9 protein-coding genes are annotated in these 14,351 nt (G+C 65.3%); 3 read left to right on the top strand and 6 right to left on the bottom strand.

Going from position 1 to position 14,351, the window contains the following annotated elements; translation table 11 throughout:
- Window positions 1-9: 9 nt before the first annotated feature.
- Window positions 10-1,965: an N-acyl-D-amino-acid deacylase family protein gene (locus tag K7G82_RS30120; protein ID WP_222993680.1), complete on the bottom strand. Its 1,956-nt coding sequence runs from the start codon at window positions 1,963-1,965 to the stop codon at window positions 10-12.
- Between the two features lie 88 nt (window positions 1,966-2,053).
- Window positions 2,054-3,094, bottom strand: a complete 1,041-nt coding sequence (locus K7G82_RS28255) for an N-acetyltransferase DgcN family protein (RefSeq protein ID WP_222993845.1) — start codon at window positions 3,092-3,094, stop codon at window positions 2,054-2,056.
- Between the two features lie 179 nt (window positions 3,095-3,273).
- Here K7G82_RS28255 and K7G82_RS28250 point away from each other — a divergent pair, with 179 nt between their 5' ends.
- A complete protein-coding gene (locus K7G82_RS28250; RefSeq protein WP_222993678.1) occupies window positions 3,274-4,191 on the top strand; it encodes a LysR substrate-binding domain-containing protein in 918 nt (305 codons plus the stop codon).
- 236 nt (window positions 4,192-4,427) lie between these two features.
- Here K7G82_RS28250 and K7G82_RS28245 read toward each other — a convergent pair whose 3' ends face one another.
- Genes K7G82_RS28245 through K7G82_RS28235 form a run of 3 tightly spaced genes read right to left on the bottom strand, consistent with a single transcriptional unit; the run spans window position 4,428 to window position 10,264 of the window.
- Window positions 4,428-6,593 carry a S9 family peptidase gene (locus tag K7G82_RS28245; RefSeq protein WP_246623947.1) on the bottom strand — a complete coding sequence of 722 codons (2,166 nt, stop codon included), beginning with the start codon at window positions 6,591-6,593 and terminating at the stop codon, window positions 4,428-4,430.
- A 54-nt stretch (window positions 6,594-6,647) separates the two neighbouring features.
- Complete coding sequence (locus K7G82_RS28240) at window positions 6,648-8,075, bottom strand: serine hydrolase domain-containing protein (protein WP_222993676.1); 1,428 nt, start codon at window positions 8,073-8,075, stop codon at window positions 6,648-6,650.
- A gap of 14 nt (window positions 8,076-8,089) precedes the next feature.
- On the bottom strand, window positions 8,090-10,264 hold the full coding sequence (locus K7G82_RS28235; protein WP_222993674.1) for a TonB-dependent receptor: 2,175 nt from the start codon (window positions 10,262-10,264) through the stop codon (window positions 8,090-8,092).
- 439 nt (window positions 10,265-10,703) lie between these two features.
- On the opposite strand from K7G82_RS28235, the gene K7G82_RS28230 reads away from it, so the two are divergent.
- Both K7G82_RS28230 and K7G82_RS28225 read left to right on the top strand, forming a co-directional pair.
- Window positions 10,704-11,606: a MurR/RpiR family transcriptional regulator gene (locus tag K7G82_RS28230; RefSeq protein ID WP_222993672.1), complete on the top strand. Its 903-nt coding sequence runs from the start codon at window positions 10,704-10,706 to the stop codon at window positions 11,604-11,606.
- Window positions 11,607-11,635: 29 nt separating this feature from the next.
- On the top strand, window positions 11,636-12,493 hold the full coding sequence (locus tag K7G82_RS28225; RefSeq protein ID WP_222993670.1) for an oxygenase MpaB family protein: 858 nt from the start codon (window positions 11,636-11,638) through the stop codon (window positions 12,491-12,493).
- Here K7G82_RS28225 and K7G82_RS28220 read toward each other — a convergent pair whose 3' ends face one another.
- Complete coding sequence (locus K7G82_RS28220; RefSeq protein WP_222993668.1) at window positions 12,494-14,299, bottom strand: serine hydrolase domain-containing protein; 1,806 nt, start codon at window positions 14,297-14,299, stop codon at window positions 12,494-12,496.
- Between the last annotated feature and the right edge of the window lie 52 nt (window positions 14,300-14,351).

The raw sequence follows: 14,351 nt of genomic DNA, 5'->3' as shown, positions 1-14,351 counted from the left end.
CGGTTACGCCTATCTGGCGGCGGCAGTCGGCCCGGCGCGAACCGATCCGGTGGCGGGCAGGGCGATCGCGGCATTGCCGCCGAGCGCCAAGGAGACGACGGGGGATTGGGCGCCGCCATCGGCATGGTCGAGCGTCAGCGTCGCGGCCATGCGCTTGCCCGCCTTGTCCCTGAGGATCGCGGTCAGGCTGGCCCAGCCCTTGGTCGTCTGCAGCACGCCCAGCCGGTCGGCAGTCCAGACCGTGCCCGATTTCGCATCGGTCAGCCTGATCGTGCCGCTGGCCTGACGCTGTCCGCTGGCCTGTGCCACCTGGAAACTGACCGCATAATCGGCCGATTTCGCGGTCGCGGTGACCGAGCGTGCTGCGGTTGCGGCGTTCATCGGCCGGCTCGGCATATGCGTGTCGCGCAGCAGCACCGCGCCCGATTTCGCCCCGGTCGCCGCACCGTCCGACAAGACGGTGACGCCGTTGACGATCACGTGGCGGATGCCGTCGGAGGGGAGCGTCGGCTTGTCGAAGGTGGCATGGTCGCGCACCGTCTTCGGGTCGAACAGCGTCATATCCGCGCGCATGCCCGGCGCCAGCCGTCCGCGATCGACCATGCCGACAATGGCGGCGGGCAGGGCGGTCATCTTGCGCACCGCATCCTCCAGCGTGATCGCACCGGTATCGCGGACATAATGGCCCAGCACCTTGGGGAAGCTGCCATAATAGCGCGGATGGCCGCGATTGGGGATCGCCGCGCCGCAATCGCAGGCGACCGCGGTGTCGGGATATTTCAGGAAGGTGATCACGTCATCTTCAAGCCCGAAGGTCATGTTGGCGTAGATCATCGGATCGCGCTCCAATGTGCGCAGAACGGCTTCGCCGGCGCCGACCTTTTCTTCGGCCATGATGTCGGTGAGCCGCTTGCCGATGCCCGGAAGCGATATGCCCTCCGCACCGCCCAGCCGCGTCGCCATCGCATATTCCGCCGCCTCGACGAGTTGGGGACGGATCTTGGGATCCTTGAAACGGGCAAGCATGGCTTCGCTGCCGCTATCGGCCGCCCAGCCGGGGACGAGAAAGGCCTGAAGCGCGGTCTGGCCGGCGAGATAGGGATAGATGTCGATCGCGGTCCAGGCGCCGCGCGCGCTGGCGGCGGATACCATCTTGAGCACGTTCGCGGCATTGCCGCGCTCCTTGCCCGCGCTCTTGATATGCGTGATCACCGGCACCAGCCCGGCCTGTTCGGCGACCGAGACGGTTTCCTCCATGCCCTTGAAGGAACTGAGATTGTCCTCCGGGCGCAGCCGGTCGTGATTGGGGAAATTGGTGCGCCAGGGTTTGGCGACCGAGACGATGCTGATCACCTCCTCGGGCTTGGCGTAATAGGCGGGGCGATAGTCGAGGCCGGAGGAGACGCCCCAGGCGCCGGCCTTGAGATTCTTCTCCAGCGCGGCGCGCATCGATGCGATCTGCGCCTCGGTCGGCCGCAGGTCGCGATCACCCATCGCGTCGCTCCAGACCGCGTTGAAGCCGGTATAGGCGCCGATATTCTCCGCCAATCCCTTGGACGCATAGGCGGGAAGCTGCGTCGCGATGTCATTGCCTTCATGGCCATCGGCATTGATCATCTCGGTGGTGACGCCCTGGGTCAGCATGTTGACCGCGGTCGAGACCGCATCGGGTTCGGCATGGCTGTGGAGATTGATGAAGCCGGGCGAGACCACCAGTCCCGCCGCATCGATCGTCTTCGCCGCTCGGGCCGGCCCGATATCGCCGATCGCGACGATATGGCCGTCATCGATCGCGACATCGCCGCGATAGCCCGGCAGGCCGCTGCCATCGACGATGGTCCCGCCCTTGATGACGATGTCGTATTCGGGGGCATCCTTGGCCATTGCCGGCGCGGCGAACGCCAGCACGGCCGCCGATGCCATCAAGGAAAAGCCGAACGCGCCGCGCACCCTGGAGATCGTCATCATTCTCAAACCTGCTCCCGAAACATGTTGGCCCCTGCCATATCCGCATCGCATGGTGAAACGGAAGGTCCGTTGCTCTCTGCAGCCCTCAGGTGCGGAGGCAGGCATCGACGAGCGCGTCGAACGCCTCGCCGCCGCGGATCGGATCGGCCACGGGCAGGCCGAGCCGTGCGCTTTCCTTGGTCATCAGGCGCCGGGCTTCGTCCGCACCCAGGGCCGAGCTATTCATGCTGATCCCGCCACAGCGTATCGCGGGATTGGTGCGTCCGCCGAGCGCAAGGCAGAGCTCCATCACCTCGCTTATGTCCGGAACCGCGAAATCCGGCAGCCCGGCCATGCTCGTGCGGCCCGGTTCATGGCAGACGACGATCACGTCGGGCTGACTGCCGTGCAGCAGGCCGAGCGAGACGCCGGCATAGGATGGGTGAAGGATCGATCCCTGTCCCTCGATCACGTCCCAATGATCCGCCGAAGCCTCCGGGCTGATCATCTCCGCCGCGCCGGCGACGAAATCCGAGACCACCGCATCGATCGGCACACCCGATCCCGCGATCATGATTCCGGTCTGGCCGGTCGCGCGGAAATCGGCGGCGAGGCCGCGCGCGCGAAAGGCCCGGGTCAGCGCAAGCGCGGTATATTTCTTGCCCAGTGCGCAATCGGTGCCGACGGTCAGCAGGCGGCGGCCCGAACGCTTGCGGCCGTTGGCGATCGGGATGCCCGCAGGCGGGATGCGGACATCGACCAGGCGACGACCGAGCCGGGACGCGGCATCGGCCAGTTCCGCGCGATCCGACAGCCGGCCATGCATGCCGCTGACGATATCCAGCCCGGCCTCCATCGCCCGCACCAGCGGCGCGATCCAGCTATCGGGGATGAAGCCGCCCAGATTGACGACGCCGATCACCATGGATCGCGCGCCGCGTTCATGGGCTTCGTCGGGCGTCATCACCGGCAGCCCGATGCTGACCGCAGTTCCGCAGCCATATTCGCCGATGCAGAGTTCGGGCGCCCAATCCTTCAGCCCGAACGCGGTCTTGGCGTGGTTCGCGGCGGGCGCGTCGCCCAGGAACAGCAGATAGGGTGGAGAGAGCGTCAGCACGGACTGGTCGCGATCGTCATGAAGAACAATATCCGGGAGAGTGGAGGGGGAGCCGGGCGCCAGCCATCTGGAATTCAACACCTGACCTCCCCTTGCTCTGGCCCGGCTTCTGGGAGCGCGTTGCCGGGGTGGAGTTTTCCGCAGAACGGGACTTGAGACTAGGGCGCTCAACCTGTTATATTTTTTAGATCAACTAAATGATCGGGCCGATGACCGAACCCCTGCAGCGCACCATGGCGCCCTTGCGCGCCGTCCAGGCATTCGAAGCGATCATGCGGCTGGGAACCGTCACCCGCGCCGCGCAGGAACTGGGCGTTTCCGCCGGCGCGCTCAGCCAGCAGATCAAGGTGCTGGAAAGGTTTCTGGGCGTCCAGCTGCTGGAGCGAAGCGGGCGCGGCGTGGTTCCCACCTTCTGGGGGCAGAAATATCTGCCTGGCGTGGCGGAAGGGTTCGACGCGCTGCGCCGCGCGCAGCGGCTGGTGCAGCAGCAGAAGCAGGATACCCAGATCCGCATCAGCGCGCCCGCCTCCATCTCCACGCGCTGGCTTGCCAGCCAGCTGTTCGAATGGTCCAACCGCCATCCGAAAAGCATATTCCAGCTCCGGGCTTCGGACGCCGAACCCGATCTCCAGTCGGGCGAGGCCGATCTTCGCGTGACATACGGCGATCACGTGCTCGTCCATGCCCATTATGCGAAGCTGTTCGTCGATGCGGTGACGCCGGTGCTGAGCCCCCGGCTCGCCGCACGGACGATCACCGAACCGGCGGCGCTTCTCGATTATCCGCTGATCGGCGTGGATTGGGGGCCGGAGATCGATGCGCCGCCGCCCGGCTGGCACGACTGGCTCGCGCATAACGGCGTGGCGGCGGCGCCGAGCCGCGCGGCCCTGACCTTCTCGCTCTCCAGCACCGCCGTCGATGCGGCGGTCAGCGGAAACGGCATCGCGCTGGCGCAACTCTCCATGGTGGGGGAGGATCTGGCGGCGGGCCGGCTGATCGCACCCTTCCCGGACAGGACATTGCCCATGCCCAAACCCTATTATCTGGCATGGGGCGCATCGGCGCTCACCAAGGCGGGGTGCAAGGAGATGCAGCGCTGGCTGATGCGCAAGGGGCGGGCGGACTGATCGAACGCGGCGGGCCGGAGGAAGCGCCCGGCAATCGCTGAGGGACGGGCAGCCTCAGCGCGATCCGCTCGATCCGGTCGGCTATCCTGTGCGTGCCGACCTTGCCGATCGTGTTTGCGAGGATGGCCACCGTTATCCGATCCTGCGCGAACTCGGAAAGGCTGGCGGAAAAGCCGTCGATGCTGCCGCCATCGCCAGCATGAAGGACGCGGCAAGGCTATGCGCGACGAAGATCGTCAGCGCGTCACGCCGAGCCGCTCCAGGCCGAACGCGATATATTCCGCCTGAGCCACATAGCGCTGGAAACGGCCCGACCTGCCGCCATGGCCGGCCTCCATACCGGTCCTGAACACCAGCGGATTATGGTCCGTCTTCGTGGCGCGAAGCCGGGCGACCCATTTTGCAGGCTCATAATATTGCACCTGGCTATCCCACAGGCCGGTGCCGACAAACATCGCGGGATAATCCTGGGCGCGCACATTGTCATAGGGCGACCAGTTCAGGATATAATCATAGTCGCGCTTGTTCGCAGGATTGCCCCATTCTTCATATTCGTTGGTCACCAGCGGGATCGTCGGATCGAGCATGGTCGTGACGCCGTCGACAAAAGGAACCTGGGCGACGATCGCGCGATATTCCTGCGGGGCCATGTTCGCGACCGCGCCCATCAGTGCACCGCCCGCGCTTTCGCCGACCGCCATCACGCGTCCCTTGGCGCCATAGCCCGCGTCGACGAGATGCCGGGTCACATCGATGAAATCGGTGAAGGTGTTCATCTTTTTGAGCGTACGTCCGCCATCGGCCCATGCCTTGCCCAGTTCGCCGCCGCCACGGATATGCGCGAAGGCATAGACGATTCCGCGATCGAGCAGGCTCGGCAGGAACGGCTCGAAGCCCAGATCCAGAGAGGCGCCGTAAGTGCCATAGGCATATTGATAGATCGGCGCGGAGCCGTCCCTTCTGAATCCTTTCGCATAGGCCAGGGTCACGGGGATTTTCGTACCGTCGCGCGCGGTCGCCCAGATCCGCTCCAACGCATAGTTCGACGGATCATGGCCGGGCACGCCTTCTGCCTTGAGCAGCCGGCGCTCACCGGTCGCGGCGTTGAGTTCATAGGTCCGCTGCGGCGTAACCAGGCTGTGATAGGTGTAGCGGGCCCACGGGGTGTCGAATGATTCATTGACCGACAATCGCATCGTGAAGGCGGATTCGTCGGCCTTGGCGACGATCGATTGCCCGCTATTGTCGAGGAGCCGGATGCGCTTGTTGGCATCCACGCGCTCCTCGATCGCCAGAAAGGTCGCAAAGGCCTTCGCATCCTCGATCACCACCTGGTCGCTGGCGGCCACGATATCGGACCAGGCGGACCATCCCGTGCCGATATCGGCATCTCGCGCGGTGGCGATGCGGAAATTGGGCGCATCCTTGTTGGTTCGGGCGATCCACCGCCCATCCTGATGATCGAGACGATAGAACACGCCCTTTTCGCGCGGGACGATGACCTTGAACCGTGCGGGATTGTCGGCGGGCGCGCAGCGCACCTCCGCCGTGAGGGTCGCCTCGCTGCGGATGCAGAGGTGGCGGCCATCGCTGGTCCGCCCGAGATGGATATAGTAACTCTCGTCCTTCTCCTCATAGACGAGGCGGTCCGCCGAGACAGGCGAGCCCAGGTCGTGCGCCATGATGCGCTGACTGCGCAGCGTGACCGGATTCTTGTCGATGTAGAAGATTGTCCGTCCGTCGTTCGACCACAGGAAATTCGGCTGAACATTGGTCACCTGATCAGAAAGCAGCTTCCCGCTCTCCAGATCCTTGATCTTCAGCGAATATTGGAGGCGGCCGACCGTGTCTTCGGCATAGGCGAGCAACCTGTTGTCCGGACTGGCGACCAGTTCCGTGGCCGAGAAATAGCCATGCCCCTTTGCCATCACGGGCATATCGAGCAGGATCTGTTCCGGGGCATCCATATCGCCTTTCCGGCGAGCGGCGACGGGATAGTCGGCGCCGGGCGTGAAGCGTGAATAATAGAGATAGCCGTTCCTGAGATAGGGCAGGCTGCTCTGGTCCGGCTTCACCCGCGCGACCATTTCCCTGTAGAGCGTTTCCCGGAGCGGCCGGCTGCCGGCGAGCACGACATCCGCATAGGCATTTTCCGCCTGGAGATAGCCGAGTACGTCCGGATCCTTCCGGCTGTCGTCGCGAAGCCAGTAATATTCGTCGTTGCGAACGGCGCCGAACGGGGCACGGATCTCGTGCGGGCGCTTCTCGGCGACGGGAGGTCGGGGCGCGGGCGATGGCGTGGCGGCAGCGCCCGAGCAGATGGAAAGGGCGGCCGCAGCCTGCGCGGCCCGGGTGATCGCGGTCGCCATGGATGTCGCACGGCTGATTTTCCTGAATTTCATCATTGCCCTCCCGAGTTGCGGGCCATCCGCTAGCGTTCGGCGTTCACGCCAATGCTATTCGATCGTGAAGTGCGTCGCCTGGTTGCCGGGCGCAACGCCGTAGCGGACCTTGGCGCCGCGGCCGGCGAAGGTGGCGGCATAGACATAGTCGATATCGTCGCCATTCTCGGCGCGCTCGACCAGATCCAGCGATTTGAGCGCTCCGGCGGTGGAGAGCAGATCCTTCATGCGTGCGTTGAACATCGGGATATAGTCGGCCGGGAACAGCGGTACGTCCTGCGGCGTCAGGCCGCCGCTACGCGCCGTTTCGATCAGCGCGGCGATGCGGTGCGCGATGGCGGGTTCGGGCCTGGGCTTCGGCGGCGGGGCGGTGAGCTTCGCATCCCAGAGCGCTGCGATGCCGTTGTTCAGTTTCTCGACATCGGTCGCGCCGGAATTGGTGAGGATGATGATCGCCAGTTCATCGCCCGGATAGCGGGAATAATAGGTCTTGAAGCCCTGCCAGGCGCCGCCATGGTGATAATGGGGAGCGCCGCCGGCCTGTGTGACGCTCCAGCCGAAACCATAGGGATAGGGCTTGCCGCTGTTGAGCCTGACCGGCGTCCAGGCCTGTTGCCAGCCGGCGGCGCTCAGCACCTTGCCGTGTTCGATTCCGCGATTCCAGGCGATCATGTCCTTGAGCGACAGGTAGAGCGCGCCGTCGCCGGTGGGGTTGGTGTTGGCGTAGCTGAAATCCTGGTTCTTCAGCACGCCGCCGGCGAGTTTGTAGCCGGCGGCCCGGTTCGGCACGATGTCGCTGTCGTTGGTCGGGCGTGCGGTCGCCATGCCCAGCGGCTTGAACACGTTGCCGGCCAGGACGTCCAGATAGCTGTGTCCCGTCGCCTTTTTCACGAGGATGCCCAGCAGGGCATAGCCGGTATTGCTGTAGTTCCAGCGCGCGCCCGGCGCGAAATCGAGCGGTTTCGCAAAGGCCTGTGCGATATAGGTCTCGTCGCTGAAATCCTTGCCGCCGTAGAAGGCGCCGTCCAGATTGGCCACCCCGGATGTGTGGGTCATCAAATGGCGGACGGTCATGGCGCGCCAACTGGCCGGCGCGCCGGGCAGATATTTCGAAACAGGGTCGTCGAGCCGCATCTTGCCCTGCTCGACCTGCAGCATGACTGCGGCCGCGGTGAACATCTTGCCCACCGAGCCGGACTGGAACATCGTGTCGGTGGTGACGGGAACGTCGAATTCCACGGTCGCGCGGCCATAGCCCTTCGCGATCACGACCTGGCCCTTGTGGATCACGGCCACGGCTGCGCCGGGAACCTGTTCCGATTTCATCTCGCTTTCGATGAACCGGTCCACCTGATCGCGGAACAGGTCGGTGGGCGGCGCCGCCATGGCTGGCGGCGCGGCGATCGCAAGGGTGGCGAGAGCATATCGGATCGCTCCCGCCATCGCCTGCTTTCCGGGGCGGGATGGGCGGCTGTCTGTCATGGCGGTGCGATCCATCAGAAGCGCATATCGATCGCGAGGCCCATCGTGCGCGGGTTCATCTGGACACCGCGATTCTGGCCGGCGGCGGAGATGAACGTGCGATCGTTGGCAAGGTTGCGGACATAGCCGCGCAGCGTCCAGCGATCGCTGGAGACGGCGGCATTGAGGTCGACCACGGCATAGCCGTCCAGGCGGAGCGCCTGGGGATCGCCGATGAAGCGCGAATAGGTGTGCGTGGTCCAGCGGACGCCGCCGCCCAGGTTGAGCGTCCAGTCTCCGGACAGCGGCACGCGATAGTCAGCCAGCAGGGAGCCCGACCAGGCCGGGCTGGTCGGCGTGCGGTCTCCCGCCTCGGCGCCGATCGTCGGCAGGTCCTGCCGCACCTTCAACCCGTAATAGGCCGCGGTCGCGGTCAGGCTCAGCCCCTGCGCGGGACGCAGCGTGCCGGTGAATTCCATGCCCAGGCCATTGGCCTTGCCCCCGTTGATCTGATAGCCGAACTCGAAGGCGTCCGGCGTGAAGGCCAGGATGAAGAAATCCTTCCAGTCGAGATAATAGACCGTCAGGTCGATGCTGGCCTTGTCGTCCAGGAAATCGGCACGGACGCCGGCTTCGTAGCTGACCAGACTGTCGGGATCGTAGCTTTTCTGGGCGCCCGGCCAAGTATAGTTGATGCCGCCGGCACGGAAACCGCTGGCGGCGCGCGCGAACATCATCAGATCGTCATCCGCGATGTAGCGCGTGGTGAGCGACCAGGTGGTCGCCTTGTACTTGGCCTTGATGTCGTCGAAATAGGGAATGGTCTGGCTGCCGGAGAGCATGCTGCCGACGGCGCGTTCGTGGAAATCGTCGGTGATCCGCGAATGGCGGATACCGCCCGAGACCTCCCATTTGTCGGTGACCTTGAAGGTGGCGTTGGCGAAGGCTGAAATGTCGGTGTAGCGCGACTGGACCTCGTCGCGATAGATTTCCAGCAGTTCCGAATACACGCTGCCATCGGTGCGATAGGGGATATAGGACTGCACCGTATCGGTGTCTTCCACGCTGTAATAGCCGCCGATCTGCCATGTCAGCCGTTGATCCTGCGCCGAAGCGAGCCGGACTTCCTGGCTGAACTTCCTGTTGACGGTTGGCCCTTCCCCCCGGCCCAGACCGTTGGTCACCGCGCCCCCGGTGAGCATGCTGATCCAGCCCTGCATGAGGCTGGAGGCATCCGAGTTGAAGACGTTGCGGTTGCGCGACCAGCCGGTGACCGAGGTCAGGTTGACCGGCCCGAAATCGTAACGGGCGGTGGCGGAGAGCAGATCGAATGTCTGCCGGGTCGGCTCGGGCAGCCGGAAATCATATTTGTCGGTGCCGTAGAGCGGTTCGGTGCTGCCCGGGACCAGCCGGATGTTCGTCCGCCCGTCTCCATCGAATTCGCTGTGCAGCCATTGCGCGTCGATCGAGAAATCGTCGTTCGGCGCCAGCCGGGCCGCGACGCGCAGGCCGCGCTGTTCGGTCTCGTTGGTGCCTTTCCTGCCGGTCGTCACATTGGTGATGAAGCCCGGATTCTTCTGGTAGAAGCCGCTGACGCGGACGCCAAGCACGCCCGGCGCGATCGGCACATTGATCATCGCCCGGCCGCCGCCGCCCAGGCCGTGGCCGCCCGTGACCGCGATCGCCTCGACACCCGCGGCCCCCGAGAAATCGTCGACATCGGCGGTGCGCGTCACATATTTGACCAGGCCGCCGATCGTGCTGTCGCCATAAAGCGTGCCCTGCGGGCCGCGCAGCACTTCCACGCGTTCCAGGTCATAGGGGAACAGGTCGATCGGTTTGTAGCCGCTGCCGCCCCAGGTGCCGTGCGTGGTGGTCGGCACCTCGTCGATATAGATGGCGGTCGATGCCGTCGGGCTGAGCGCGGTGGTCACGCCGCGCAGGTTGATCTCGCCCTGGCCGGCGATGCTGCTCGCCGAAAAGGACATGCCGGGAATATAGCCCGCATAATCGGTGAAGCGGCTGGCGCCCTGGCTCACCAGCTGGTCGCTCGTCACCGCGCTGATCGAGATCGGCACCTCGCGCAGCTTTTCCTCACGCTTCTGCGCGGTGACGACGATGTCTTCCGCGTTCGTATCCTGCGCGAAGGCGGCGCTGTGCGATGCCGCCAGTGCCGCGAACGAAAGCCCCGCGAATAATCCGGATTTCATGATTCAACTCCCCCCGATGCTCAATGATCCGCCGGCCAGTCCTGTTTTGCTGGACAATTGTCTAGTTCTACATTTTCGTAGAGTTGGCGGCGTGACTATGGGGGTGGATCTGCGATGTGCTTTAGCTGAGCTAAACGATCCGAGCGTTCGCCCGAAAAGCCGCCCGACAGGATCCATTGCTCCGCACACCGCGCTCACCCCCGATGATGCGGCGGAGTCGCAATGCTCCGCCTTGTCGGTCGAATTCGTCAGAATCCTGTCTAAATGTCAAGCAATGTAATATTTATAACTGAGTCGTCGGGCTGGAACGGCATGTTCGCGCGGGCAGGCGGCATTCCATCCCATTGCAATGGCATCCCTTGCGCGGAAAACCGGTTCCCACTTTTCCGCACGATGCTTTAAGCATTGCGGCGATTGATGATGGTGGAGACGATGATCCGTGAGTGCCGGCCCCGACACATCGCACGACCTGCTGCAGCGGCTGGAAGCGAGCCTTCGTGACTTCACGCCGGCCGAACGCTCGATCGCGAATTTCATCCTGAGCAATCGCGGCGGCATCGCATTCGAATCGCCGGATTCGATCGCTGAAAAGCTCGGGGTCAGTTCGGTCACGGTCGGGCGTTTCGCGCGCAAGATGGGGTATCGCCACTTCAAGGATCTGAAGACCGGGCTGCGCACGACCATGTCGGGCGCGCCCTGGCTGGTCGGCGATCAGGTCACCCGCTTCATGGACGAAAAGGGGGAGGATCGCCTTCCCAAGCGCAGCCTGGAACTGGAGATCGCCGGCATCGTCGAAGTCTATGGCATGGCCGAAACCCGGACCTGGAAGGAGATCGTCGCGTTGCTGGCGCGCAGCCCGCAGGTGTATGTCGCCGGTTTCCAGACCGAGCGTGCGGTGGCGGCGGCGCTGGCATATCAACTGCAATATACGCGAGACGGCGTGCATCTCGTCGACGGAGCGGCCGGCAATTTCCACGAGGTCTTCGCGGGCGATCCGGAGGGCCGCTGCCTGGTGCTGGTCGATCTGCGCCGCTATTCCGAACAGGCGCACGATCTTGCCGCGCAGGCGAGCGCGGACGGCATTCCCGTCATCATGCTCACCGACAAATTCTGCGACTGGATCCGCAAGTTCACCAGCCTGATCATTCCGGTATCGACCGAGGTAGACCTGTTCTGGAGTTCTCAGGTTTCGCTGGGGTGCGCTGTCAACCTGCTGGTGAACGGCGTGATCGGGGAACTCGGCGCGGGGGTCGAGGCGCGCCTTGCGCGCGTGACGCAGCTTTATCAATCCTATACCGGCCATGTCGGCAGCCCGGCCAGGCGACGGCGCGGCAAACCCTGATCCGGCCGCTATATCGAAGGAGCCGCCTTATGCCCGACCATTCCGCCGCGCTCGGCCGCCATGCCCGGCAGGCGATCGTGGCGCGCGTGCGGCGGGTGTTCAACGATCAGGCGCGGGGCGAAAAGCCCGTCGAACGCAGCCTGGACGGGCTGTTCGGGCCGGAGACGGTGCTGTGGCGCGTGCATGGCGATGTGACCACCATGATGGTCGGCGGCGTCGCCGCCTTGCTGCTCCAGATGCTCCATCCGGCGGTACTGGCGGGGGTGTGGGATCATTCCAATTTCCGCCATGACATGCTTGGGCGGCTGCGCCGCACCGCGCGCTTCATCGCGGTGACGAGCTATGGCGCGCGGGAAGAGGCGCTGGCGGCGATCGATCGCGTGCGTTCGGTGCATGAACTGGTGCGCGGCACCTTGCCCGACGGAACGCCCTACGCCGCCGACGATCCCGAACTGCTCGCCTGGGTTCATGTCACCGAGGCGGTGAGCTTTCTCGACGCCTGGATCCGCTACGGTGAGCCGGATATGCCGATCGCCGACCAGGATCGCTATTTCGCGGAAATGGCGCGGATCGGCCTGGCGCTGGGCGCCGATCCGGTGCCGTGCACCCGCGCCGAGGCCGAGGCGCTGATCGGCGCGATGCGCGGCGCGCTCGCCTCGAGCGACCGCACGAAAGAAGTGGCGCGCTTGGTGCTCGACCAGCGCCCGCCCAATCTGTCCGCACTGCCCATTCAGGCGATGACCTTTCAGGCGGCGGTCGACCTGCTGCCGGGCTGGGCGCGCGCGATGCATGGTTTGTCCGCACCGGTGCTCACCCGCCCGCTCGTCCGTGCCGGCACCACCGGGCTGGCGCGGACATTGCGCTGGGCCTTTTCGCAACAGGGTTGATCAGCGCCACAGCAGCAGCGGGATCAGTCCGTGGATTGCCAGCACGGCGCACAGTTGCAGCACGAGCAGGCCGGCGAGCAGGTCGATGCGCCACAGACCCTTTCTTTCGCGGAGTGCGATCATGACCTGCCAGCCGCTCGTCATCGGTATCGCGATGCTGGCGAGCATCAGCACCAGGCTGGCGGGCGTGACGTCGCCCAGGCGGGCGAAGGACTGGAGCGGAAAGAGCAGGCCGGCGATCACCAGCAATGCCGGGCCGGCAAGGCCCGTCGCCGCGTGGAGGCCGCCGCCACGCCATGTCCGCACCGCCGCCCTGCCTGCGAGATGGAACAGGCCGAACAGGCCCAGGATCAGGCTGGCCCAGCGCGCATGGAAACCGATCGGATCGATCCGGCGATAGCTGCGCAGCCCGTCGCCGATCAGTTGTGCGCCATCCGCCGTCCGGATCAGCGCATGCGATGCGGCGACGCGTCCGTCGGCGCGCAGCAAATGCCCACCCGCTGGAGTGAGCCGCAACGTCTTGCCCTGGATGGGATCGAGGATGAACGCATTGCCGTCCCGCCGCAGGATTGCGCCACCCAGCAGCAGATCCGCATAGCGCGTCAGGTCGAACCGGCTCTCCAGCAATTGATAGCGGCCGATCCAGTCGTCGGCATCGGCCGGCGCGGCGTGCGCTGGTAGGGGCGGGGTTGGCGGCAGTGTCAGCGCGCCGGTCAGGATCCGGTCGAACCGGCCATAATCGACCGCTTCACCCTCGGTATTGATCGCGATGAAGAATGATTTTGCCGCCTCCGGATAGAGGCAGAGCATCGCGTGGAAGCCGACGATATCGCCGGCATGGCAGAGCCCGACATGGCTGTCGCGGTCGCGGCGGCTCAGGCCCAGCGCATAGCCCGCGCGAAGCCCGGCGCGCGCCGCGTCGGTGCCCACCGGGCGGCCCATCGCATGCAGCAGGTCTTCGCGGACGAAGGGCGTTCCGCCGATTCTGCCGTCGCTCATCAGGAAGCGCGCGAGCAGCCCCATGTCGTATGCGGTCGTGGTGAACTGGCCGGCGGGCCGCACCGCGATCGCCATCGCGGCCTGTGGCGTCAGATCGTCCTGATGCCCCCAGGCGAGACGGGGATCTGCGTGGACGCCCGTCTGGCTGACAAAGGCGAAGCTGCTGTCCGCCATGCCCAGGGGCACGAGCAGATTGCCGTCCAGCCAATGCTCGTAGCGTTCGCCGGTCACCGCCTCGATGATCGCGCCGGCAAGCGTATAGCCCATGTTCGAATAGGAGAAATGCGCGCCCGGCCGGGTGCGCACCCTCAGCATCGCCGGCTCGTCGAACAGCGGGCGCAACGCCATGTCCGGCGTCAGCCCGGCGCTGAAGATGTGGTGGAGATGCACATCCGGCAGCCCGGCGCTGTGATCGAGCAGATGGCGGACCCGGACGGGATCGGTTCGTTCCCAGCGATTGTCGAAGCGCACGCCCGGCAGCACTGCCGCGACAGGCGCATCCAGATCGATCCGCCCCTGGCTCGCCAGCCGCAAGAGCCCGAGCGCCACCAATGTCTTGGTGACCGAGCCGACATGCATGCGGTCGTCGGCGCGAAGTGGCGTGCGGGCCTGCGCCTGTTTCGATCCGGCGGCCCCCGTGCGGATGTTGCCGTTCTCGACCAGACTCCAGGTGGCGCCGGCGAGCCCTTCGCCGGCGAGCGCCGCACGGATCTCGATTGCTGGATCACTGGCCGCCCGCGTGGTGAAGGGCAGCGCGCAGAACATGAACGCGACGGTGAGGCGAAGCAAAAGGACAGGCCCGGGCATGGCGGTTGCGATAGGCGGGCGCGTGTCAAACGACCGTCAAACGCCTCGCTCA

Source organism: Sphingomonas colocasiae (assembly GCF_019880585.1).
In the GTDB taxonomy this organism is placed as follows: Bacteria; Pseudomonadota; Alphaproteobacteria; order Sphingomonadales; family Sphingomonadaceae; genus Sphingobium_A; species Sphingobium_A colocasiae.
The sequence above is the reverse complement of the archived record's forward strand: the minus strand, read 5'-3'. Positions and strand labels throughout refer to the sequence as shown.

Excerpts from the sequence above, each read along its gene's own strand:
- K7G82_RS30120 (WP_222993680.1), bottom strand. The coding sequence starts at position 1,965 with ATGACGATCTCCAGGGTGCGCGGCGCGTTCGGCTTTTCCTTGATGGCA.
- K7G82_RS28250 (WP_222993678.1), top strand. The coding sequence starts at position 3,274 with ATGACCGAACCCCTGCAGCGCACCATGGCGCCCTTGCGCGCCGTCCAG.
- K7G82_RS28245 (WP_246623947.1), bottom strand. The coding sequence starts at position 6,593 with ATGAAATTCAGGAAAATCAGCCGTGCGACATCCATGGCGACCGCGATC.
- K7G82_RS28240 (WP_222993676.1), bottom strand. The coding sequence starts at position 8,075 with ATGACAGACAGCCGCCCATCCCGCCCCGGAAAGCAGGCGATGGCGGGA.
- K7G82_RS28235 (WP_222993674.1), bottom strand. The coding sequence starts at position 10,264 with ATGAAATCCGGATTATTCGCGGGGCTTTCGTTCGCGGCACTGGCGGCA.
- K7G82_RS28225 (WP_222993670.1), top strand. The coding sequence starts at position 11,636 with ATGCCCGACCATTCCGCCGCGCTCGGCCGCCATGCCCGGCAGGCGATC.
- K7G82_RS28220 (WP_222993668.1), bottom strand. The coding sequence starts at position 14,299 with ATGCCCGGGCCTGTCCTTTTGCTTCGCCTCACCGTCGCGTTCATGTTC.